Below are 20,698 nucleotides of genomic sequence, written 5' to 3' on the forward strand. Positions count from 1 at the left end.
TGTGGTGTTGGCGGGATCTCGTCGTAAGGTGTTGGAAACAACTGAATACCTCATCCAGAGGGGCAGAGGGATACGGCCCGACGAAGCCCCGGCAACCACCGCGCATGACTCTCGATGACGAGGCAGCGACGTGGCAGGTGCTAATTCCGTCCCCGTTCCGGCAGGTCGCCGCGGGGAAAGATGAGAGGAAACTCTAATGACGTCTGTCGTCGACGCACCCTCTGCCACCTCCGCTTCGCCCGCTCGTGGGCTGATCTGTCGCGCTTGCGGCGCCGAGTACCCGCTGGCCGCGCAGCACGCCTGTTACGAGTGTTTCGGCCCGCTCGAGGTCGCCTACGACGAGGCGGCGCTCGCGCGGGTGACCCGGGCCCAGATCGAGGCGGGCCCGCAGAACATCTGGCGCTACGCGGCCCTGCTCCCGGCCGGCCAGGACCCGGCGGCCCGGGTGACGCTCGACCCGGGCATGACCCCGCTGGTCGCCGCCCCGCAGCTGGCCGCCGCGCTCGGGCTGACGGCGCCGCTGTGGGTGAAGGACGACTCGCAGAACCCGACCCACTCGTTCAAGGACCGGGTCGTCTCGGTGGCGCTGACCGCCGCCAAGGAGCTGGGCTTCCAGCGGTTCTCCTGCGCCTCGACCGGCAACCTGGCCAACTCGGTGGCCGCCCACGCGGCCCGGGCCGGCGTGCCGAGCATCGTCTTCATCCCCTCCGACCTGGAGCAGGGCAAGATCATCACCACTGCGGTGTACGGCGGCGAGCTGGTGGCCATCGAGGGCTCCTACGACGACGTGAACCGGCTGTGCAGCGAGCTGGTGGAGACCGACGATTTCGAGGACACCGCGTTCGTGAATGTGAACGTGCGGCCGTTCTACGCCGAGGGCTCCAAGACGCTGGGCTACGAGGTGGCCGAGCAGCTGGGCTGGCGCATCCCGGCCCAGGTGGTCATCCCGATGGCCTCCGGTGAGCTGCTCACCAAGGTGGACAAGGCGTTCTCCGAGCTGGTCGAGATCGGACTGGTCGAGGCCCCGGAGGGCGGCTGGACCGTCTTCGGCGCCCAGTCCGAGGGCTGCAACCCGATCGCCGTGGCGCTGCACGCCGACACCGACGTGATCACCCCGGTGAAGCCGACCGGCATCGCCAAGTCGCTGAACATCGGCGACCCGGCCGCCGGGCCGTACGCGATCGAGGCGGTCCGCCGCACCGGTGGCTGGATGGACTACGCCAACGACGACGAGATCCGGGCCGGCATCCGGCTGCTCGCCGAGACCACCGGCGTCTTCGCCGAGACCGCCGGCGGCACCACGGTGGCCGTGCTGAAGAAGCTGGTGGAGAGCGGCAAGCTGGACCCCACCAAGGAGACGGTCGTCTACAACACCGGCGAGGGCCTGAAGACCCTCGACGCGGTCGCCGGACAGGTTGGACCGACCCACACGATCAAGCCGTCGCTGCGTGGTGCTCGCGAAGCCGGCCTGCTCGGATAACACTGGGTAATCGGCGATCAGCCGGTTGTCGAGATTTCCCTCCTCCGAGGACTTGCACTCCGATCTCCGGATGGGCAGGATGCTCTCTGCGGGAGGACGCGACGCCGTACGAGGCCCCTCACCTGAGCTTGGCGACAATCTCCGAGGGTCCCAACGATCCAGCGCTGACCCATACGGCTACGTGCCCGGAGGCGTTGTGCGTCCGTCCTCCCGACCAAACATCCGCACTGCCCACCGCCTTCGCACTGCCCACGGCCGCAGTGGCAGGTCCTCCGGGTAGTGCCCGTCGGCCAGTCCCGCGTCCCGCTCGAACCAGTTGCGCACCCCGTAGGACGTGGTGAGCGCGATCGACCAGGCGCAGGCCAGCCAGTAGGCGGGCCAGAACAGCGGTCCGAGGACGGCGTACTGGCCGGCGTGCCGGCTCTCGTGGGCGAGCAGCCGGGCCCGCTCCTCGGCGAGCAGCCACTCGGCGGTGCGCTTCGTGATGATCACCGAGCCGACCGTGAAGCAGGTCGCGGGCGGCACCCGGAGCCGGTAGTTCTCGGCGATCAGCACGCCGTGCCGGCCGCGCCGGACCCGCGCCCCGGTGGACAGCGCGATCAGCAGACCGATGACGGTCGTCCCGTTCACGGCGGTGAGGACCGTGCGCGTCACGTGCCACCCCCGCCCGGCCATCAGACCCGCCGTCGCATCTGGAGCTCGGTGAGGGCCGGGATGGTCGGATGCCGCAGGCGCACCCCGGTGTCGGCGAAACCCAGCTTCTCGTACGCCCGGACGGCCCGCCCGTTGCCGCACACCACCTCGAGCATCAGCTCGTCCCGCCCGGCCGCGGCCGACCAGTCGGCGACCGCCTCGATCAACTGCCCGAGGATCTTGCCGCCCCGGTACGCCGGAGTCAGGTACACCGCGAAGATCACCGTGCAGTGCGGCTCGTCCGGCAGCACGATCCCCCCGGCGTGTCCGGCCAGCGGCCCACCCGGGTCGGCGATGAACTGGGCCGTCTCGAAACCCTCGGACGACTGCCGGATCCGCTGCCGGTAGCTCTCGTGCGGCCGGGCCGCCGCCTGCGCGAGGGTCTCCAGGAACGCGAGGGGACTGTCCGCCAGCATCTCCAGCCGGAGCGCCCGCATGCGCCCGGCATCCTCCGGGGTGACCCGGCGTACGTCCCAGTTCTCCATGGGTAATCCCTACCGCCGTGGCCCCCGGTCGGCAACCGGGTTGTCGCGAAGCCGAGTGGCAGCCGGTGCCGGCGGGACTCCTCTACGTGGTCTGGGCGGTTGCGGTGCTCGTCACGTCCCGCCGGAAGGCGTCCGAGTGGTCCGGCAACCCCGCTGAGCTGGGACGTCAAGATCCTTAGCGGAAACCTGGGCTCCCCCGGGGGTTTCGCGGGAAGATGGGGTTTCTTGCACTCGCCATCGGAGAGTGCTAAACAAGTGATTGGCACTCGCGCATGCTGAGTGCCAGCAGGTCGGGACGGTGGGGTTCCGGTCACGATGCTGCCATCGGCATCGGGGCACGGAGCCGGTCGTCGCGGGCTATCCGGCTCGGCCTGAGGACGTCACATCGCCAGGTGGTGACGTCCACAGACTTCCTCAAAGTGCGGAGAGCGGGGCTGATGAGGCCCGGCGCCGCGGATGTCCGGGAGGACAACGCCGTATGGCCAAGATCATCGCATTCGACGAGGAGGCTCGCCGGGGCCTCGAGCGCGGTATGAACCAGCTCGCCGACGCGGTCAAGGTGACCCTCGGCCCCAAGGGCCGCAACGTGGTTCTCGAGAAGAAGTGGGGCGCCCCCACGATCACCAACGATGGTGTATCCATCGCCAAGGAGATCGAGCTCGAGGACACCTTCGAGAAGATCGGCGCCGAGCTGGTCAAGGAGGTCGCCAAGAAGACCGACGACGTCGCCGGTGACGGCACGACGACGGCGACCGTCCTGGCCCAGGCTCTGGTCCGTGAGGGTCTGCGCAACGTCGCCGCGGGCGCGAACCCGATGGCCCTGAAGCGGGGCATCGAGGCCGCCGTGGCCAGCGTCTCCGAGGGCCTCTCGCAGCTCGCGAAGGACGTGGAGACCAAGGAGCAGATCGCCTCCACCGCCTCCATCTCCGCCGGTGACTCCACGGTCGGCGAGATCATCGCCGAGGCCATGGACAAGGTCGGCAAGGAAGGCGTCATCACCGTCGAGGAGAGCAACACCTTCGGTCTCGAGCTGGAGCTCACCGAGGGTATGCGCTTCGACAAGGGCTACATCTCGGCGTACTTCATGACCGACGCCGAGCGCATGGAGGCCGTCTTCGACGACCCCTACATCCTCATCGCGAACAGCAAGATCTCCGCGGTCAAGGACCTGCTCCCGGTCCTCGAGAAGGTCATGCAGTCCGGCAAGCCGCTGGTCATCATCGCCGAGGACGTCGAGGGCGAGGCCCTGGCCACCCTGGTCGTCAACAAGGTCCGCGGCACCTTCAAGTCGGTCGCCGTCAAGGCCCCCGGCTTCGGTGACCGTCGCAAGGCCATGCTCGAGGACATCGCCATCCTCACCGGTGGCGCGGTCATCAGCGAGGAGGTCGGCCTCAAGCTCGACGCCGCCGACCTGTCGCTGCTGGGCCAGGCCCGCAAGGTCGTCATCACCAAGGACGAGACCACCATCGTCGACGGTGCCGGCAACGCCGAGCAGATCCAGGGCCGGGTCAACCAGATCCGTGCCGAGATCGAGCGCTCGGACTCCGACTACGACCGTGAGAAGCTGCAGGAGCGCCTGGCCAAGCTGGCCGGCGGTGTTGCGGTGATCAAGGTCGGCGCGGCCACCGAGGTCGAGCTCAAGGAGCGCAAGCACCGCATCGAGGACGCCGTTCGCAACGCGAAGGCGGCCGTCGAGGAGGGCATCGTGCCCGGTGGTGGTGTCGCGCTGGTGCAGGCCGGCAAGACCGCCTTCGACAAGCTGGACCTGTCGGGCGACGAGGCCACCGGTGCCAACATCGTCAAGGTCGCGCTCGACGCCCCGCTGCGTCAGATCGCCGTGAACGCCGGCCTCGAGGGCGGCGTCGTGGTGGAGAAGGTGCGCAACCTCGAGGCGGGCCACGGCCTCAACGCCGCGAACGGTGAGTACGTGGACCTGCTGGCCGCGGGCATCATCGACCCGGCCAAGGTGACCCGCTCGGCGCTCCAGAACGCCGCGTCGATCGCCGCGCTGTTCCTCACCACCGAGGCCGTCGTGGCCGACAAGCCCGAGAAGACCCCGGCTCCGGCCGGCGCCCCGGGCGGCGGTGACATGGACTTCTGAGTCCATCGGTTCCCAACCGGAAGGCGGTCCGCTTCGGCGGGCCGCCTTCCGGCCTTCTGCGCGACGCTTCCCCCCGGGGTGTGCCGGCAAATATTCCCTCGCCTGGGCGACGCCTGTGGGGGCTAACCTGGGACGGATGCGTGATCCCTCCGTTTCCCGCTATTCGGCCGGCCGTCTGTCCCCGATCCGGCGCGCGGCCGACCTGCGCCGGCTGCGCGACGAGCAGTTCGACGTCCTGGTGATCGGTGGCGGGGCCACCGGCGCCGGCGCCGCGCTCGACGCCGCCTCCCGTGGCCTCAAGGTCGCCCTGGTGGAGGCGCGGGACCTGGCCGCCGGCACGTCCAGCCGCTCCAGCAAGCTGATCCACGGTGGTCTGCGATATCTGGAGCAGCTCGAGCTGCATCTGGTCCACGAGGCGCTGACCGAGCGCGGCCTGCTGGCCACCCGGCTCGCGCCGCACCTGGTGCGCCCGGTCCCGATCCTGGTCCCGCTGCCCAGCGCCGGCCTGCCCCGGCGTGCCTGGCAGCGTGGCTACTACGGGCTCGGCGTGGCCGCCTACGACGCGTTCGCCGGGATCTTCGGCACCGGCCGGGGCATGCCGCTGCACCGGCACCTCACCCGCGACGGCGCCCGGCACCTGTTCCCCAGCCTGCGGGCCGACCGGATCGCCGGGGCCATCCGCTACTACGACGGCCAGGTCGACGACGCCCGGCTGGTGGTCAACCTGGCGCGGACCGCGGCCAGCCTGGGCGCCGCCGTGGTGACCAGCGCCCGGGTCACCGGCTTCGTGCGTGAGGCCCGCCAGGTGGTCGGCGTGAAGGTGCGTGACCTGGAGGCCCCGGGCTCGGAGGAGTTCGAGGTCCGGGCGCGCACGGTGGTCGCCGCCACCGGCGTGTGGAGCGACGACATGTCGCAGATGCTCAACGACGTGGGCGTCCGGCCGGGGCTGCGGGTCCGCGCCTCCAAGGGGGTGCACCTCGTGGTGCCCCGCTCGGCGATCACCGGTGAGTCCGGCCTGATCCTGCGGACCGCGACGTCGGTGCTGTTCGTGCTGCCCTGGGGCGGTCACTGGATCATCGGCACCACGGACACCGACTGGCAGCTCGACCGGGCCCACCCGGCCGCCTCCGCCCGCGACATCCGCTACCTGCTCGACCAGGTCAACGCGGTGCTGGACCGGCCGCTCACCACCGACGACATCGAGGGCGTCTACGCCGGTCTGCGGCCGCTGCTCTCCGGCGAGGCCGACTCCACCTCGAAACTGTCCCGCGAGCACGCCGTGGTCGAGCCGATGCTGGGGCTGCTGCTGGTGGCCGGCGGCAAGTACACGACGTACCGGGTGATGGCGGCCGACGTCATCGACCGGGCGGTGCGCCGGCTGGGCGGTCCGGCCCGGCCGTCGCGGACCGCCGAGCTGCCGCTGCTCGGCGCGGACGGCTATGCCGCCGCGTGGCGGGACCGGCACGACACGGCCCGGCGGCACGGCGTCACCGCCGGGGTGGTCGAGCATCTCCTGGAGAGGTACGGAACCCTCACCGTGCACCTGCTGGCGATGATCTCCGCCCAGCCCGAACTGGCCGCGCCGCTGGCCGGGGCGCCGGAATACCTCGCGGCCGAGGTGGCGTACGCGGCGCTCGCCGAGGGTGCCCTGCACCTCGACGACGTGCTCACCCGGCGGACCAGGATCTCGATCGAGACCTCGCACCGTGGCGCCGAGTCGGCCGCGCACGCCGCCGAGATCATGGGCCAGGCGCTCGGCTGGGACGCCACCGTCCGGCAGAAGGAGATCGAGCACTACCTGGCCCGGGTCACCGCCGAGCGGCAGTCGCAGACCAAGCCGGACGACGAGACCGCCGACGCCGCCCGGATGGGCGCGCCGGACGTTCGCGGGCTGGCCGCCGACCGGCGGGAGCCGCTGCTCGAGATCGACCTTTGATCCTCGTCGACGAGCCACTCTGGCCGGGTCGCGGCCGTCTCTGGTCGCACCTGGTCAGCGACGTCTCCTACGACGAGCTGCACGTCTTCGCCGAGATGCTCGGCACGCCGCGGCGGGCCTTCGACCGGGACCACTACGACATCCCGGAGTTCCGGTTCCACAGCGCGCTCTGGCTGGGCGCCACCCTGCTGCCCTCGCGCGAGCTGGCCGCCCGTCTCCGGGCGGCCGGCCTGCGCCGCCCAAAGTATCTGGTCAAGCGAGTTCTTCCAGCTCAGCCCTGAGATTCTCCCGGGCTCGGTCCTCCCACTGTTCGCGGATCTCGGCGTGGCGGTAGATGGACGGAAGGTTCAGCAGCTCGGTGAGGACCCGCGAGCGGCCGCCCCGGAAGGCGTCGTCGGGGACGTGGGCGTACTCGCGGCGGATCGCGCTGGTGTAGCGGACGTACCGCTCGGTGTCGGCGGCCAGGATCGACAGGTCGGCGTCGCAGAGCAGCTCGCCGTCCGGATCGTTCTCCCCGGTCGCGTGCCCGGCGGTCAGGCTCACCAGGCGGGCCACCTCGACGGCCACCTCGGCCGGGGCGCCCAGGCTGGTCAGCAGACCCTCGGCGAACTCGGCGCTGTCCCGCTCGTTGGCGTCACCCAGAGCACGCGGGTCGTACACCGCGTCGTGCAGCCAGGCGGCCAGGCGTACCCGGTCGGGGTGGGGCGCCAGGTGGGCGAAGCGGTCGACCACCTCGAGCACCGCGGCGAGATGGGTCACGTCGTGATAGTGGCGCTGCGGCTCGGTCCAGCGGCCGACCAGGTAGTTCGCGGCGGAGTCCAGGTCCGCGTCGCTCGCGGTGGCGCCGGCGCCACGGGCCGCGGCCCGGAAAGCTTCAGGCAGAGAGGTCACTCAGGCATCCTGACACGTAGGTTGTTGTCATGATCGGCAAGAAGCGGGTCCCGGTGTTCCTCGCCCGGGGCCGGGCCGGGCTGATGCTCGCGATGCAGGCCGGTCTTGCCGCCGGACTGGCGTGGTATGTGGCTCACGACCTGTCCGGACGCCCGATACCGTTCTTCGCGCCGATCGCCGCGGTGATCGCGCTCGGCTCGTCGGTGGGCCAGCGCCTGCGGCGGACCGCGGAACTGGTCATCGGGGTGGCGGTCGGCATCGGCCTGGGCGACGGCATCATCCTGCTGATCGGCAACGGCCCGGTGCAGATCGGCCTGATCGTGCTGCTCGCGGTGCTGCTGGCGACCGCGGTCGGCGGCGGCGCCGCGCTGATCGTGCAGTCCGCCTCCTCGGCGGTGCTGGTCGCCACCCTCACCTCGAGCAACGGGCAGCCCTGGACCCGCTTCCTGGACGCTCTGGTCGGCGGTGCGGTGGCGCTCGTGGTGATGACCGTGCTGCTGCCGCTGAATCCGCTGACCGTGGTGCGCCGGGCCGCCGATCCGGCGCTGCGGGCCTTCACCGACGGCCTGCACGACGCGGCCCGCGGGCTGGCCGCCGCCGATCCGGACGTGCTCCAGGGTGCCCTGGAGCGGCTGCGGGCGGCCGAGGGCCCCTTCGCGGCGTTCCAGTCCGCGATCGAGGCGGCCGGGGAGAACGTGGCGTTCGCGCCGGCCCGGTGGCGGGCCCGCGGCGCCCTGGCCCAGTACGTCGAGGGCGCACCCCAGCTCACCTACTCGCTGCGTAACGTCCGGGTGCTGCTGCGCCGGGCACACACCGCGCTCAACGACCAGGAGCCGGTCCCGGCGGTGCTGCCCGTGTCGGTCCGGCACCTGGGCGACGCCGTGGAGCTGCTCCGGCAGGAGTGGGACCGGGGCGTCGAGCCGGTCGCGGCCCGGGAACGGGCGCTGCGGGCGGTCGCCGAGTCGGGCCACGCCTACCAGGAGGGGGTCGGCTACTCCGGGGGTGTGGTGGTGGCGCAGATCCGGACCGCGGTGGCCGACCTGCTGCGTGCCACCGGCGTCGAGTACGCGGAGGCGACCCGTCAGGTGCGGGTCGCCATCGGCTGGCGGGGGCGGCCCCACGGAGCACGCCGTCGTACCGGTCGATGACTAGGCTTGCGGGCATGGCCGACGATCCCGCCCCCGAGACGACCGAGGCTGTCCCTCCCTACCCCGAGGTGACCGAGGCGGCGCAGGCGCCGGTCCCCGGGCGTACCGCCGGGTGGCGGCGCTGGCTGCCGGTCGCCCTGGTGATCGCACTGATCGCCGCCGGGGCCGTCTTCATGCTGGTCTTCCTCGGCTACAACATCGGCATCACCGGCCTGGCCGTCGGCCTGACCGCGGCGATCCTCCCGGTCCCGCTGCTGGCCAGCAGTTTCGTCTGGCTGGACAGGTACGAGCCGGAGCCCGCGAAATACCTGGTCTACTGCTTCGCCTGGGGCGCCGCCGTGGCGACCGCGGTGTCCCTCGGGGTGAACAGCGGCGCCGCCTGGCTCTTCGACAAGGTGGGCCTGCCGGACGCGCTGGTCGCGGTGCTGGTGGCCCCGCTCATCGAGGAGTCGACGAAGGTGCTGGGCCCGCTGCTGCTGTTCTGGCGCCGCCGCGGCGAGTGGTCCGGCATCACCGACGGCATCGTCTACTGCGGGCTCTCCGCGCTCGGCTTCGCCATGGTGGAGAACGTGCTGTACCTGGGCGGGCACGGCTACGCGGCGGGCGCCGACGAGTACGGTCCGGCCACCGGCCTGCAGAACGTGTTCCTGATCTTCATCGTCCGGATCCTGTTCACCGGCTTCGCCCACCCGCTGTTCACCTCGATGGCCGGGATCGGGCTGGGCATCGCGGCGCGCTCCGGCGACCGGACCGTCCGGCGGCTCGCCCCGGTGGCCGGCCTGCTGCTCGCGATGATCCTGCACGGCATCTTCAACCTGCTGCCGACCCTGGCCGGCGCCACCGGCGAGACCATGATCATGCTGTACGGCTACCTCGGCTTCATGGTGCCGTTCTTCTTCCTAGTGGTCGGCTTCGCCATCGCACTGCGCAGCTGGGAGGGCCGACTCGCCGAGCGGGTGCTTTACGACTACGCCGCCGCCGGCTGGTTAGCCCCGTCCGAGGTGGCCGCCCTCGGCACGCTCGGCCGCCGGCACGCCGCCCGGGAGTGGGCGACCCGGGTCGCCGGCCCGATGGGGCGCCGCGCGATGCGGGACTTCCAGTTCGCGGCGACCCGGCTGGCGCTGCTGCGGGACGGGCTGCGGCGTGGGCTGCCGCGGACTCCGTACGAGCTGAACCACGCCACCGAGGAGGAGCGGGAGCTGCTGACCGCGATAACCGGGTACCGTTCGGTCTTCGCCGGGCGCGACCCGCAGACGCCGCCATCCTGGTGGGACGGGCGGTATTACCGGATCGCCTTCCCGGACGGGGTGGTGCGGACCGTGGCCGCGCCGCCGGAGCCGGTCATGCCGGTGCCGGTGCGGCTGGGCTACTACGCGAGTCCGCCGCCTCCGCCGATGTTCGCCCCGATGCCGCCTCAGAGGTAGAGGCCGGTGCCGTCCGGCTCGACCCGGGTGGCGGCGACCGCGTGCACGTCCCGTTCGCGGAGCAGCACGTACCCCTTGCCGTGCAGTTCGACCTCGGAGCGGTCGTCCGGGTCGAAGAGGACGCGGTCGCCCACCACGATCGACCGGACGTTGGGCCCGACGCCGACCGCGGTCGCCCAGGACAGGCGCCGGCCCATCGAGGCGGTGGCCGGGATGACGATGCCGGCGGTGGACCGCCGCTCGCCCTCCCCACCGTCCTGACGGACGAGGACGCGGTCGTGCAGCATCCGGATCGGCAATCCGGTCTCGGTACGGGCGGTGTCGGCACTCACGATTGCAGACGGTACGCCGCCACGGATTCCCGTCGCCGCGGGGTAAGGCGTTCCGGGCCAGTGGGTACTAGCGTGATTACCGCGCATTCGAGAGTCGAGGGGGTATGGCGGTTGAACCGCTTCCGACGGGTCCGGGACAACCTCAGGAAGGCCTACGACTCCGGCCGCGAATCGGTGCGGCATGGCCGGACCGACCGTGCCGAGGAGGAGTCCGACCGGTACGAGGAGTTCATCCCACCACCGCCCGCGCCCGAGTTCACGCACCACTCGACGGCCAGTAGGGACGACGCGGACGTGCCGCAGCCGCTGCGCATCGCGGCGTCCTGGAGCTGGCGCCTGATCGTGGTGGGCGTGATCGGCTGGGCGCTGCTCAAGCTGATCGGCATGGTCAGCATCGTGATGATCCCGCTGGCCATCGCGCTGCTGCTGTCGGCGCTGTTCGGCCCGGCGGTGGGCTGGCTGCTGCGGCTGCGCCTGCCCCGGTCGCTGGCCACGTTCCTGGTGATGGTCACCGGGATAGCCGCGGTCGTCGGCACGCTGACCCTGGTGGTGAACCAGTTCATCGCCGGGGTGCCGAAACTGACCGAGAACGCGAGCGCCGGTGTCCGGCAGATCCAGCAGTGGGCGCGGACCGGGCCGCTGCACCTCTCCGACGCGCAGGTGGATCAGGGCATCGACGCCGGCCAGGAGTGGATCAACTCGAACACCACGTCGCTGACCTCCACCGGCATCGCCACCGTGGCGACCATCGCGGAGCTGGTCACCGGCCTGCTGCTGGTCCTCTTCGCGACGTTCTTCTTCCTGCGGGACGGGCGGTCGATCTGGCGGTTCATCGTCCGGCTCTTCCCGGTGAACGCGCGCTGGTCACTGGCCGACGCGGGCGACGCCTCCTGGGCCACCCTGGGGTCGTACGTGCGGGCCACCGTGCTGGTCGCCTTCATCGACGCGGTCGGCATCGGCCTGGCGCTGGTGGTGCTGGAGGTGGAGTTCGCCTTCCCGCTGGCCGCGCTGGTCTTCCTGGGCGCGTTCATCCCGATCGTCGGCGCCAGCGTGTCCGGTGTGGTCGCCGTCCTGGTGGCGCTGGTCGACGAGGGCTGGGTGGTCGCTCTGATCACGCTGGCCGCGGTGATCCTGGTCCAGCAGATCGAGGGGCACGTTCTCCAGCCGCTGATCATGGGCCGGGCGGTGTCGGTGCACCCGCTCGCGGTGATCATCGGGATCGCCTGCGGTGTGGTGCTGGCCGGGATCATCGGGGCGCTGGTGGCGGTGCCGCTGATCGCGGTGCTCAACACCGGCATCCGGCGACTGTCCCGGCGGCGGCCGGAGATCCCACCGCACGCCGAGGTGGTCACCACCGGCGGGGCATGAGAGAAGGGCGGGACCCCGAGGGGTCCCGCCCTTTCAACAGAGCGTGGGTCAGGCGGTGGCCACGTTCAGAGCGATCTCGTTGACGCCGAGGGCGGCGTCGACCGCCAGCTCGCCGTTGCCGTGCCGGCTGAGCGCCTTCACGGTCCAGGAGCCGGGCGCGGCGAAGAACCGGAACACGCCCTCGGGCGAGGAGACCACCTCGGCGGTGAACTCGCCGGAGGAGTCGAGCAGGCGCACGTACGCGCCACCGACGGCCTCGCTGTCGGCGTTGCGGACGATGCCGGTGATGACCGTCTCCTTGGCCAGGTCCACGCTGCTGGGGAGGGGCGCGGACTGGTCGGGGGCGGCGCAACCGGCGGCGACGTTCGCGGTGGGAGAAGTCATGATGATCAGGCCTTTCCGGGCTCGTCGCCGAGGGCGATCGGCACACCGATGAGGGAGCCGTACTCGGTCCAGGAACCGTCGTAGTTCTTCACGTTCTCGTGACCGAGCAGCTCCTTGAGCACGAACCACGTGTGCGAGGAGCGCTCGCCGATGCGGCAGTACGCGATGGTGTCCTTGCTGCCGTCCAGACCGGCCTCACCGTAGATCTTGGCGAGGTCCTCGTCGGACTTGAAGGTGCCGTCCTCGTTCGCGGCCTTGCTCCACGGCACGCTGATCGCGGTCGGGATGTGGCCGGCCCGCTGGGACTGCTCCTGCGGCAGGTGCGCCGGGGCGAGCAGGCGGCCCGCGAACTCGTCGGGGCTGCGCACGTCGACCAGGTTCTTCACGCCGATGGCCTGGACCACCTCGTCACGGAACGCGCGGATCTCCAGGTTCGGCGCCTTGGCGACGTAGCTGGTCTTCTCGCGGACCGGAACGTCCTTGGTGTAGGTGCGGGCGTCCAGCTCCCACTTCTTGCGGCCGCCGTCGAGCAGCTTGACCGCCTCGTGGCCGTACAGCTTGAAGTACCAGTACGCGTACGCCGCGAACCAGTTGTTGTTGCCGCCGTACAGGATCACGGTGTCGTCGTTGGAGATGCCGCGCTCGGAGAGCAGAGCGGCGAACTGCTCCTGGTTGACGAAGTCCCGCCGGACCGGGTCCTGGAGGTCCTTCTTCCAGTCGATCTTGATCGCGCCGGGGATGTGGCCGCCGTCGTAGGCGGTGGTGTCCTCGTCGACCTCGACGAAGACGAGACCCGGGGTCTCCAGGTTCTCCTCGGCCCAGTCGGCCGAGACGAGTGCGGTGTCGCGACTCATCGGTTCACTCCCTGATGGTGGGTGATGGGTGAGTCAGCGCACGGAAGTGTCCTGTTCAGTCGCACTCCGCGCGGACCCATGGGTGGTTGGGATCACGGGCTGCTTGTGCGACGGCGCCACTGCCGGGCTAGAAATGCCCTGGGCTATCAGAAAAGGTGCTCAGCACCGAGTGGCCCCGTCAGTGAACGGGGCGACACAGGCACGCGGCCACGCGGCACAGGTCGACCGCGCGCCTTTTCGTGAGCAACAGGCTCATGGGAACCGACCCTACCAGCGGGCTCAGCCAGCGGAACAGCACCGACCACCATCCGGGAAGACGCGGCCGGTCAGGCGCCCGCCCCGGCGAGCGCCACGTCGCTGGCGCCGAACGTGACCCGCAGGCCCTCGGGCAGCGGGGTCAGCTCCTGGACCTGGAGGTTCATCGGCAGATCCGGGACGTCGACGGTGAACGTCATCCGCTTCACGTACGAATCGATCTGGCCCTGGACGAACGGGTTGGGCGCCACGTCCTTGGCCGTCACATCGGAGAAACGCACCTGAACCTTGCCCTTGGCGACGCTCAGGTCGGCGGTGCCGGCCAGTTCGACGGTCTGGAGGCCGGAGATCTTCAGCTCGGCGGTGCCGACGACCCTGCCGTCCTTCTCGGCCAGGGTCAGGCCCGGCTGACCGGTCGCGTCGGCGATCACGTCGTAGTCGATCGTGCCGGTGCCGGTGACCGTCTCGGCCCGCACGTCGCCGGTGCCGTCGCGCAGGGCGCTGAGCGGCGCGCTGACGTCGGTGGCCCGGATGTCCAGCGAGTCCATCCGCACCGTGACGTCGGTGCCGGTCGGGGCCGAGAAGTCCGGCAGCGAGATCCGGATCTCCTGGTACTTCCCGGCCAGGACCTGGGTCAGGAACGGGACGCCGGCGATCTCGACCTCCGGGGTGCCGCTGGTGGCGCCCTGGTCGGCGACCTGCTGGGACACCTTCTCGGCGAGGACGCCCTCGGCGTACGACGAGCCGATCCGGTCGATCACCACGACACCGAGGAACAGGAGCAGCAGCAGCGTCAGGACGACGATCATCAGGGCACGCCCACGACGGCGACGCCGCGGACGTCCTGATACGTGCACCTCGGTCACTGTTCCTCCCAGCTCATCCACCCTGGGGAACGTACATGCCCGGGTCGAGGGTTCACCGAAACCGGTGTGTCAGGTGAGGTAGAGGTGAACCAGTGAGTACGCCGCGAACGCGGTGAGCGCGAACCCGCCGAGCGGCCCCTGCATGTGCCGTGCCAGCCAGAAGGTGGGCGCCTCCCCGGCCAGTCGGCGCCCCGCCTCGCCGAAGTTGACGGCCAGGTCGATCAGGTGGGCGGCCACCGCGGCGACCAGGCCCAGCACCGCACCCTTGGCCGGGGTGAACGGCAGCACCAGGTAACTGCCGAGCAGGGAGGCGGCCAGCGTGCCGAGCATCGCGCCGAGCACGATGCCGGTCGCGCCGCGCGGCACCTGGAGCGCGATCCGCGGTTTCGGGAAGACCGCGTCGGCCAGCCGGGCGGTCAGCAGCGCCACCCCGGCGCCGGTGCAGCAGACCAGGATGGCCTGGGCGCCGAGCGGCTCACGGACCAGCAAAATCATGATCGAGTACGCCGTCGCGCCGCTGACGATGATCAGCGTGGTCCGCCACGAGTCCCGGGCCCGTTGCCGGTCCTCGGCCCGGATCATCTGCGCCACCAGCGTCACCACGAAACCGCCGAGCGTCACCCAGACCAGCGGGAGCAGCGTGTCCTCGCCGGTGACCGCCAGGTAGTCGGTGGCCAGCGCGGTCACCGCGACGATCGCGGCGGTGGCGCCCGCCGCCGGCGGGTGCAGGGCCATGGTCCAGGCGAGCAGGCCGAGCAACTGCACTCCGAAGAGCACGATCGCGTACGACACGCGCGAACCCGGGCCGGTCGCATGCGCCCCGATGACCAGCGCGATGGCGAGCAGCGCGGCGAAGCCACCGATCGCGGCCGACAGTCTGGGCCGGACCGTGGCTATCGGGATCTCTTCGAACTCGTCGTCCTCGTGATCCGCGGAGGTGGGACGGTCGTCCCCCTCCTCTTCGGGGACGGCGCCGTAGAACCCGGCCTTGGGGCGGCCTGGATTCATCCGGGCGACCTGCTGAGAGGCTTCGGCGTCCCAGGGGTCGTCGTTCGGCATGGAGGGAAACACGACTGCGATCGTGCCAGACCCGGGTCCGCGGACCCAATCGCCGGGCGTGGCAATCCTCGGGTAAAAAGCCGGTTAAGGATCGGCCGTTCGGCCACCTTCATCGCGTTCTCTACATCACTTGCGAGTGCGACCCGGGTGTTCAGCCTGATGTATCGGTTAAGGTAACCGCAACCCACCCGTCGGTGACGCCGGGCCCCAAACTCCGGTGGCGAAGCCTCCAGTGCTGCGCAGACCGGGTCACCCGAGCGGCCTGTGCCGCGAGGACGGAGGTGAGTGTGGAGATCCTTCTGCTGGTCACGGCACGTGCCGGTGAGCCTTCTGCCGTACTGCCCGCTCTGGACCTTCTGCCCCACTCGGTTCGCACCGCTCCGCGCGACGTACGAACCCTGGTGTCCGGGCCCAGCCCCGACGCCGTCCTGGTGGACGCCCGCTCCGAGCTCTCGGAGGCGCGCGCCACCTGCCGGATGCTGCACGCCACCGGAATCGGTGTCCCGCTGATCGCGGTCGTCACCGAGGCCGGGCTGATCGCGCTGAACGCGGACTGGGGTGTCGACGACGTCATCCTCGCCAGCGCCGGACCGGCCGAGGTCGAGGCGCGGCTGCGCCTGTCGGTCGGCCGTCTCAACAACGCGACCGCCGGCGCCGGCGGCTCGATCCGGGCCGGCGAGCTCAACATCGACCCGGACACCTACGCCGCGAAGCTCAAGGGCCGGCCGCTCGACCTCACGTACAAGGAGTTCGAGCTGCTCAAGTTCCTCGCCCAGCACCCGGGCCGGGTCTTCACCCGCGACCAGCTGCTGCGCGAGGTGTGGGGCTACGACTACTTCGGCGGCACCCGGACGGTCGACGTCCACGTCCGGCGCCTGCGTGCCAAGCTCGGCTCGGAGTACGAGTCGATGATCGGCACCGTCCGCCAGGTGGGTTACAAGTTCGTGACCCCGCCGTCCGGCCGCCAGCTGCCGGACAACGAGCCCGTCTCGCTCCCGGTCTGATCTAGAGTTTCCTCCATGACGTCGCGACAGCCGGTCCGTGCCACGGACCGGCTGTCGTCGTCCGAGGTGGACGACGTGCTGGCCCTGGCCGCGGCCGCCGGCTATCTGGACGGCGTCTACCCGCTCTCCGAGGACGTCGTGCTGCGGGTCCGTGGCGGCGTCTCCGCGCAGGGGCGGCACCTGCTGGCCTACGCCGGTGACCGGCTGGCCGGCTACGCCTTCGTGGAGGACGCCTCCGGCGAGTTGATCGTCCACCCCCAGTTCCGCCGGGCCGGCGTCGGCACCGAGCTGCTGACCGCCGCCGGGCCGGGCCCGTTGCGGTTCTGGGCGCACGGTGACGATCCCGGCGCGGCCGCCTTCGCCGCGCGGACCGGTTTCGAGCGCGCCCGGGTGCTGTGGCAGATGCGCCGTTCCCTGCTCGAGCCGCTACCCGACATCCCGCTGCCCGAGGGCGTGACCGTCCGGGTCTTCCGTCCCGGGGCCGACGAGCAGGCCTGGCTCGAGGTGAACGCGAAGGCTTTCGCCGATCATCCGGAGCAGGGGCGCTGGACCCTTCCGGATCTGCTGACCCGGGAGGACGAGCCGTGGTTCGACCCGGCCGGCTTCCTGCTCGCGGTGGACGTCGCCGACACCGTGCTGGGTTTCCACTGGACCAAGGTGCATCCGGCCTCGGGTGACGAGCCGGCGATCGGGGAGATCTACGTGCTCGGTGTCGACCCGTCCGGGCACCGGCGCGGGCTGGGCGCCGCGCTGAGCGTGGCGGGTCTGCGGCATCTCGCCGGGGCCGGTCTGACGGTCTCCAGCCTCTATGTCGACGAGTCGAACACGGCCGCCGTGAAGCTGTACCGGCGTCTCGGGTTCGAGGTCTACAAGACCGACGTCAATTACCGCCGATAACGGCGCGGACAAGCGCTTGTCTCGCTGAGGTCACGGCTGGCCGTATATACCCGACATTTCGGGTAGGGGGAGCGCAGTTCACTTAACGGACAACTGTCTCTAGGGGGATGGCTACCTTCTGGGACGTACGTGTTCACTCCCAGTTCATTTACGACCAGGAATCCAGTCACCTGGCCTTCTTAGCTTTTCGGGTGTGAGCCGGTGAGAGACCGGCTGCATAACCCCGAAGGGACTACCGTGAAGCTCCAGCGGTCCGGTTTCGTGGCCGGCATTGCTTTGACTGCGGCGATCGCGCTCACCGGGTGCGGCTCCGACAACGAGTCCGCCGGCAGCACCTCGTCCGCGGCGCCGGGCGACTGCGTCGGCGGCAGCCTGACGGCGCAGGGCTCCACCGCTCAGAAGAACGCCATGGACGACTGGATCAAGGCGTACCAGACCAAGTGCGCCGACTCCAAGGTGGACTACCAGGGCACCGGCTCCGGCGCGGGCATCGAGGCCTTCATCGCCGGCACCGCCGACTTCGCCGGTTCCGACTCGGCGCTCAAGGAGGAGGAGCAGCCGCAGGCCGACGCCAAGTGCGCCGGTGGCAAGGCGCTCAACCTCCCGATGGTGATCGGCCCGATCGCGGTCGTCTACAACGTCGAGGGCGTCGACGGCCTCCAGCTCTCGTCCTCCACCATCGCGAAGATCTTCGCCGGCAAGATCACCAAGTGGAACGACGCGGCGATCGCCGCCGAGAACACCGGCGCCAAGCTGCCCGACGCCAAGATCGAGACGGTGCACCGGGCGGACGAGTCGGGCACCACCGACAACTTCACCAAGTACCTGAGCAAGACCGCCGAGGCGGACTGGACCTACAGCAACGCCAAGGCGTGGAAGGCCCCGGGCGGCACCGGCGTCTCCAAGTCGGACGGCATCGCCACCAAGGTCAAGAGCACCCCGAACACCATCTCGTACGTCGAGCTGTCGTTCGCCGAGAACAGCGGCCTCCAGACCGCGAAGATCAAGAACGGCGCCGGCGAGTACGTCGAGCTGTCCGGTGAGAGCGCCGGCAAGACCTTCGAGAACGCCGAGATCAAGGGCACCGACGGCGACCTGGCCCTCAGCCTGGACTACGCCACCACCACCCCCGGCGCGTACCCGATCGTGCTGGTGACCTACGAGATCGCGTGCAGCAAGGGCAGCGCGAAGGCCAAGGAGGTCCAGGCCTTCCTGAAGTACACCTCCAGCAGCGATGGCCAGAAGGCGCTCGCGGACCTGGGCTACGCCCCGCTGCCGGAGACCCTCCGCACCAAGGTCGCGGACTCGGTCGCCAAGATCTCCTGACCCATCCGTCAATCCCTCCTAGACGACAGCGAGCGCGCAGATGGGTGACTACCCTTCCCGCTCGGTGAACGCCACCGCCGGCGACCTGGGCGTGACCCCGCGTCACGCTCAGGGCGCCGGCTACGGCAATTCTCCGAGCAACTACAACGAGCCCCCGCTCGGTGGCGGTGGCGCACTGCCCAAGAAGACCCGCTTCTCGATAGAGACGGGCTTCCGTGGCCTGTCCACGGCCGCCGGTGCGATGGTGCTGGTCATCATCGTCGCCATCGCCGTCTTCCTGATCTCCAAGGCGGTGCCGGCCCTCCAGGCCAACAACGCCAGCTTCCTGACCGAACTCAAGTGGTTCCCGAACGACACGGAACCCGTCTTCGGCATCGCCGCGCTCGCCTTCGGCACCGTCCTCAGCTCGATCATCGCGCTGATCGTCGCGGTGCCGATCGCGCTGAGCATCGCGCTCTTCCTGTCGCACTACGCTCCCCGGCGCCTGGCGACCCCACTGGGCTTCGTGATCGACCTGCTCGCGGCGGTGCCCAGTGTCGTCTTCGGTCTCTGGGGCCGCGACGTGTTCCAGCAGCCGGTCCGCGACTTCTCGATCTGGCTCAACGAGTACTTCGGCTGGATCCCGCTCTTCGGCGGCGAGGGCCCGTTCGGCCAGTCCATCATGCTCGGCGGCCTGGTGCTGGCGATCATGGTGCTGCCGATCGTCACCTCGCTCTCCCGTGAGGTGTTCCAGCAGACCCCCGGCATGAACGAGGAGGCCGCCCTGGCCCTCGGCGCCACCCGCTGGGAGATGATCCGGACCGCGGTCCTGCCGTACGGCAAGCCCGGTGTGATCGCCGCCGTGATGCTCGGCCTCGGCCGCGCGCTCGGCGAGACCATCGCCCTGGCCCTGACGCTCAGCATCGCCTTCAAAATCAACTTCAACCTGATCGAGAACGGCGGCAACTCGATCGCCGCCAACATCGCGAACGCCTTCGGTGAGGCCAACGAGACCGGCCGCGGCGCCCTGATCGCCTCCGGCCTGGTGCTCTTCGTGATCACGCTGGTGGTCAACATGACGGCGCGAGCGATCATCTACCGCCGTCGCGAGTTCCGGGACAGTGCCGCATGAGTATTTTGGAACGTCAGGTGCCGGGCGTCGTCATGACGCCGGACCACATTCGCAGCCGCAAGCTCCCGGTCGTCACCAACGTGCTCGTCGCGGTCGCCGCCTTCGCGGTCGCCGCGGTGGTCGTGCTCGGCACCGGGATCGGCAACTGGGTCCTGGCCGTCGTGGTCGGGGCCTTCCTCTACCTGGTCGGCCTGTACTTCGCCGCCAGCCGGGTGGAGGGCAAGCGGGCCGCCAAGAACCGCAGCATGCAGGCGCTCATCTACTCCGCGTGCGTCCTGGCCATCCTGCCGCTCGCCTCGGTGGTGTGGACGCTGGTCTCCAAGGGCGTCGAGCGCCTCGACGCGAACTTCTTCAGCACCTCGATGAACAACATCGGCGCCCGGGACCCGCTGGGTGGCGCCTACCACGCCATCATCGGCACCCTGCAGCAGGTCGGCATCGCCACCCTGATGTCGGTGCCGCTCGGTGTGCTCGGCGCCATCTACCTGGTCGAGTACGGCCGCGGAAAGTTCGCCGGCACGGTCCGCTTCTTCGTCGACGTGATGACCGGTATCCCGTCGATCGTGGCCGGTCTGTTCATCCTGTCGTTCTGGGTCCTGATCGTCAGCCCGTGGTTCAACAACGGGCAGCCGCGGTTCTCCGGCTTCGCCGCCTCACTGGCCCTGGCCGTGCTGATGCTGCCGACGATCGTCCGCTCCACCGAGGAGATGCTGCGCCTGGTGCCCGGGCCGCTCCGCGAGGGCTCGTACGCGCTCGGCGTCCCCCAGTGGAAGACGATCCTCAAGGTCGTCCTGCCGACCGCCCTGCCCGGCATCGTCACCGGCGTCATGCTCGCCGTCGCCCGCGCGGCCGGCGAGACCGCCCCGGTGCTGCTGGTCGCCGGCGGCGCCGCGGCGATCAACTTCGACCCGTTCGGCGGGAACCAGCAGTCCCTCTCGCTCTTCGTCTACCAGCAGGCCGGAGACGCCTCCCGATACGCGCCGGCCCGGGCCTGGACCGCCGCGCTGACCCTGGTGGCGCTGGTCCTGATCCTGACCATCGCCGCCAAGTTGCTCGCCCGACGCAACAAACTGTCCCGGTAAAG

Annotated in this window: 21 protein-coding genes and 1 riboswitch; of the genes, 12 read left to right on the top strand and 9 right to left on the bottom strand. The window is 70.3% G+C overall.

From position 1 onward, the window contains the following. Positions 1–47 precede the first annotated feature (47 nt). Positions 48–187: riboswitch (SAM riboswitch) on the top strand. Positions 188–196: 9 nt separating this feature from the next. Then, positions 197–1,480 (top strand): threonine synthase, encoded by a 1,284-nt coding sequence (gene thrC, locus IEZ13_RS13010; protein ID WP_183222421.1) that lies wholly within the window; start codon positions 197–199, stop codon positions 1,478–1,480. A gap of 177 nt (positions 1,481–1,657) precedes the next feature. On the opposite strand, the gene IEZ13_RS13015 is transcribed toward thrC, so the two are convergent. Together IEZ13_RS13015 and IEZ13_RS13020 are read right to left on the bottom strand one after the other, a co-directional pair. Next, on the bottom strand, positions 1,658–2,134 hold the full coding sequence (locus tag IEZ13_RS13015) for a hypothetical protein (RefSeq protein ID WP_229794657.1): 477 nt from the start codon (positions 2,132–2,134) through the stop codon (positions 1,658–1,660). Between the two features lie 20 nt (positions 2,135–2,154). Continuing rightward, the gene (locus IEZ13_RS13020; RefSeq protein ID WP_183222422.1) at positions 2,155–2,658 is read right to left on the bottom strand and encodes a GNAT family N-acetyltransferase; all 504 of its coding nucleotides are present in this window, start codon (positions 2,656–2,658) and stop codon (positions 2,155–2,157) included. Positions 2,659–3,136: 478 nt separating this feature from the next. On the opposite strand from IEZ13_RS13020, the gene groL reads away from it, so the two are divergent. From groL to IEZ13_RS13035, 3 genes are all read left to right on the top strand, one after another. Next, positions 3,137–4,759 carry a chaperonin GroEL gene (gene groL / locus IEZ13_RS13025; protein ID WP_183222423.1) on the top strand — a complete coding sequence of 541 codons (1,623 nt, stop codon included), beginning with the start codon at positions 3,137–3,139 and terminating at the stop codon, positions 4,757–4,759. Between the two features lie 136 nt (positions 4,760–4,895). After that, positions 4,896–6,695 (top strand): glycerol-3-phosphate dehydrogenase/oxidase, encoded by a 1,800-nt coding sequence (locus IEZ13_RS13030; RefSeq protein ID WP_183222424.1) that lies wholly within the window; start codon positions 4,896–4,898, stop codon positions 6,693–6,695. Further along, complete coding sequence (locus IEZ13_RS13035) at positions 6,692–6,976, top strand: DUF4031 domain-containing protein (protein WP_183222425.1); 285 nt, start codon at positions 6,692–6,694, stop codon at positions 6,974–6,976. The genes IEZ13_RS13030 and IEZ13_RS13035 overlap by 4 nt, the downstream gene beginning before the upstream one ends. On the opposite strand, the gene IEZ13_RS13040 is transcribed toward IEZ13_RS13035, so the two are convergent. Further along, the gene (locus IEZ13_RS13040) at positions 6,948–7,586 is read right to left on the bottom strand and encodes an HD domain-containing protein (protein WP_183222426.1); all 639 of its coding nucleotides are present in this window, start codon (positions 7,584–7,586) and stop codon (positions 6,948–6,950) included. The two genes, IEZ13_RS13035 and IEZ13_RS13040, sit on opposite strands and share 29 nt — an antisense overlap. A 29-nt stretch (positions 7,587–7,615) precedes the next feature. Here IEZ13_RS13040 and IEZ13_RS13045 point away from each other — a divergent pair, with 29 nt between their 5' ends. After that, positions 7,616–8,734, top strand: a complete 1,119-nt coding sequence (locus IEZ13_RS13045; protein WP_183222427.1) for an FUSC family protein — start codon at positions 7,616–7,618, stop codon at positions 8,732–8,734. 14 nt (positions 8,735–8,748) lie between these two features. Then, the gene (locus tag IEZ13_RS13050) at positions 8,749–10,158 is read left to right on the top strand and encodes a PrsW family intramembrane metalloprotease (RefSeq protein WP_229794658.1); all 1,410 of its coding nucleotides are present in this window, start codon (positions 8,749–8,751) and stop codon (positions 10,156–10,158) included. On the opposite strand, the gene IEZ13_RS13055 is transcribed toward IEZ13_RS13050, so the two are convergent. Next, positions 10,149–10,445, bottom strand: a complete 297-nt coding sequence (locus IEZ13_RS13055; protein ID WP_183222745.1) for a GroES family chaperonin — start codon at positions 10,443–10,445, stop codon at positions 10,149–10,151. The genes IEZ13_RS13050 and IEZ13_RS13055 overlap by 10 nt on opposite strands. 156 nt (positions 10,446–10,601) lie before the next feature. On the opposite strand from IEZ13_RS13055, the gene IEZ13_RS13060 reads away from it, so the two are divergent. Beyond that, positions 10,602–11,858, top strand: coding sequence for an AI-2E family transporter (locus IEZ13_RS13060; RefSeq protein WP_183222429.1), 1,257 nt, complete (start codon positions 10,602–10,604; stop codon positions 11,856–11,858). Between the two features lie 48 nt (positions 11,859–11,906). Here the strand turns inward: IEZ13_RS13060 and IEZ13_RS13065 are convergent, their stop codons facing one another. From IEZ13_RS13065 to IEZ13_RS13080, 5 genes are all read right to left on the bottom strand, one after another. Next, positions 11,907–12,242 carry a DUF1416 domain-containing protein gene (locus IEZ13_RS13065; protein WP_183222430.1) on the bottom strand — a complete coding sequence of 112 codons (336 nt, stop codon included), beginning with the start codon at positions 12,240–12,242 and terminating at the stop codon, positions 11,907–11,909. Between the two features lie 5 nt (positions 12,243–12,247). Continuing rightward, on the bottom strand, positions 12,248–13,096 hold the full coding sequence (locus IEZ13_RS13070) for a sulfurtransferase (RefSeq protein ID WP_183222431.1): 849 nt from the start codon (positions 13,094–13,096) through the stop codon (positions 12,248–12,250). Positions 13,097–13,274: 178 nt separating this feature from the next. Further along, positions 13,275–13,352, bottom strand: a complete 78-nt coding sequence (locus tag IEZ13_RS47870) for an Ms5788A family Cys-rich leader peptide (RefSeq protein WP_311733677.1) — start codon at positions 13,350–13,352, stop codon at positions 13,275–13,277. Between the two features lie 70 nt (positions 13,353–13,422). Next, the gene (locus tag IEZ13_RS13075) at positions 13,423–14,160 is read right to left on the bottom strand and encodes an LmeA family phospholipid-binding protein (protein WP_183222432.1); all 738 of its coding nucleotides are present in this window, start codon (positions 14,158–14,160) and stop codon (positions 13,423–13,425) included. 126 nt (positions 14,161–14,286) lie between these two features. Further along, on the bottom strand, positions 14,287–15,288 hold the full coding sequence (locus IEZ13_RS13080; RefSeq protein WP_229794659.1) for a hypothetical protein: 1,002 nt from the start codon (positions 15,286–15,288) through the stop codon (positions 14,287–14,289). A 275-nt stretch (positions 15,289–15,563) separates the two neighbouring features. On the opposite strand from IEZ13_RS13080, the gene IEZ13_RS13085 reads away from it, so the two are divergent. From IEZ13_RS13085 to pstA, 5 genes are all read left to right on the top strand, one after another. Continuing rightward, positions 15,564–16,280: a winged helix-turn-helix transcriptional regulator gene (locus tag IEZ13_RS13085; RefSeq protein WP_183222433.1), complete on the top strand. Its 717-nt coding sequence runs from the start codon at positions 15,564–15,566 to the stop codon at positions 16,278–16,280. A gap of 15 nt (positions 16,281–16,295) precedes the next feature. After that, positions 16,296–17,177, top strand: coding sequence for a mycothiol synthase (gene mshD / locus IEZ13_RS13090; RefSeq protein WP_183222434.1), 882 nt, complete (start codon positions 16,296–16,298; stop codon positions 17,175–17,177). Positions 17,178–17,414: 237 nt separating this feature from the next. Continuing rightward, entirely contained in the window at positions 17,415–18,503 is a 1,089-nt protein-coding gene (gene pstS / locus IEZ13_RS13095; protein ID WP_183222435.1) for a phosphate ABC transporter substrate-binding protein PstS, read from the top strand. Positions 18,504–18,543: 40 nt separating this feature from the next. Beyond that, the gene (gene pstC / locus IEZ13_RS13100; protein WP_183222436.1) at positions 18,544–19,614 is read left to right on the top strand and encodes a phosphate ABC transporter permease subunit PstC; all 1,071 of its coding nucleotides are present in this window, start codon (positions 18,544–18,546) and stop codon (positions 19,612–19,614) included. After that, a complete protein-coding gene (gene pstA / locus IEZ13_RS13105; protein ID WP_183222437.1) occupies positions 19,611–20,696 on the top strand; it encodes a phosphate ABC transporter permease PstA in 1,086 nt (361 codons plus the stop codon). The genes pstC and pstA overlap by 4 nt, the downstream gene beginning before the upstream one ends. Positions 20,697–20,698 lie beyond the last annotated feature (2 nt).

The organism is Actinoplanes campanulatus, assembly GCF_014647795.1.
GTDB lineage: Bacteria > Actinomycetota > Actinomycetes > Mycobacteriales > Micromonosporaceae > Actinoplanes > Actinoplanes campanulatus.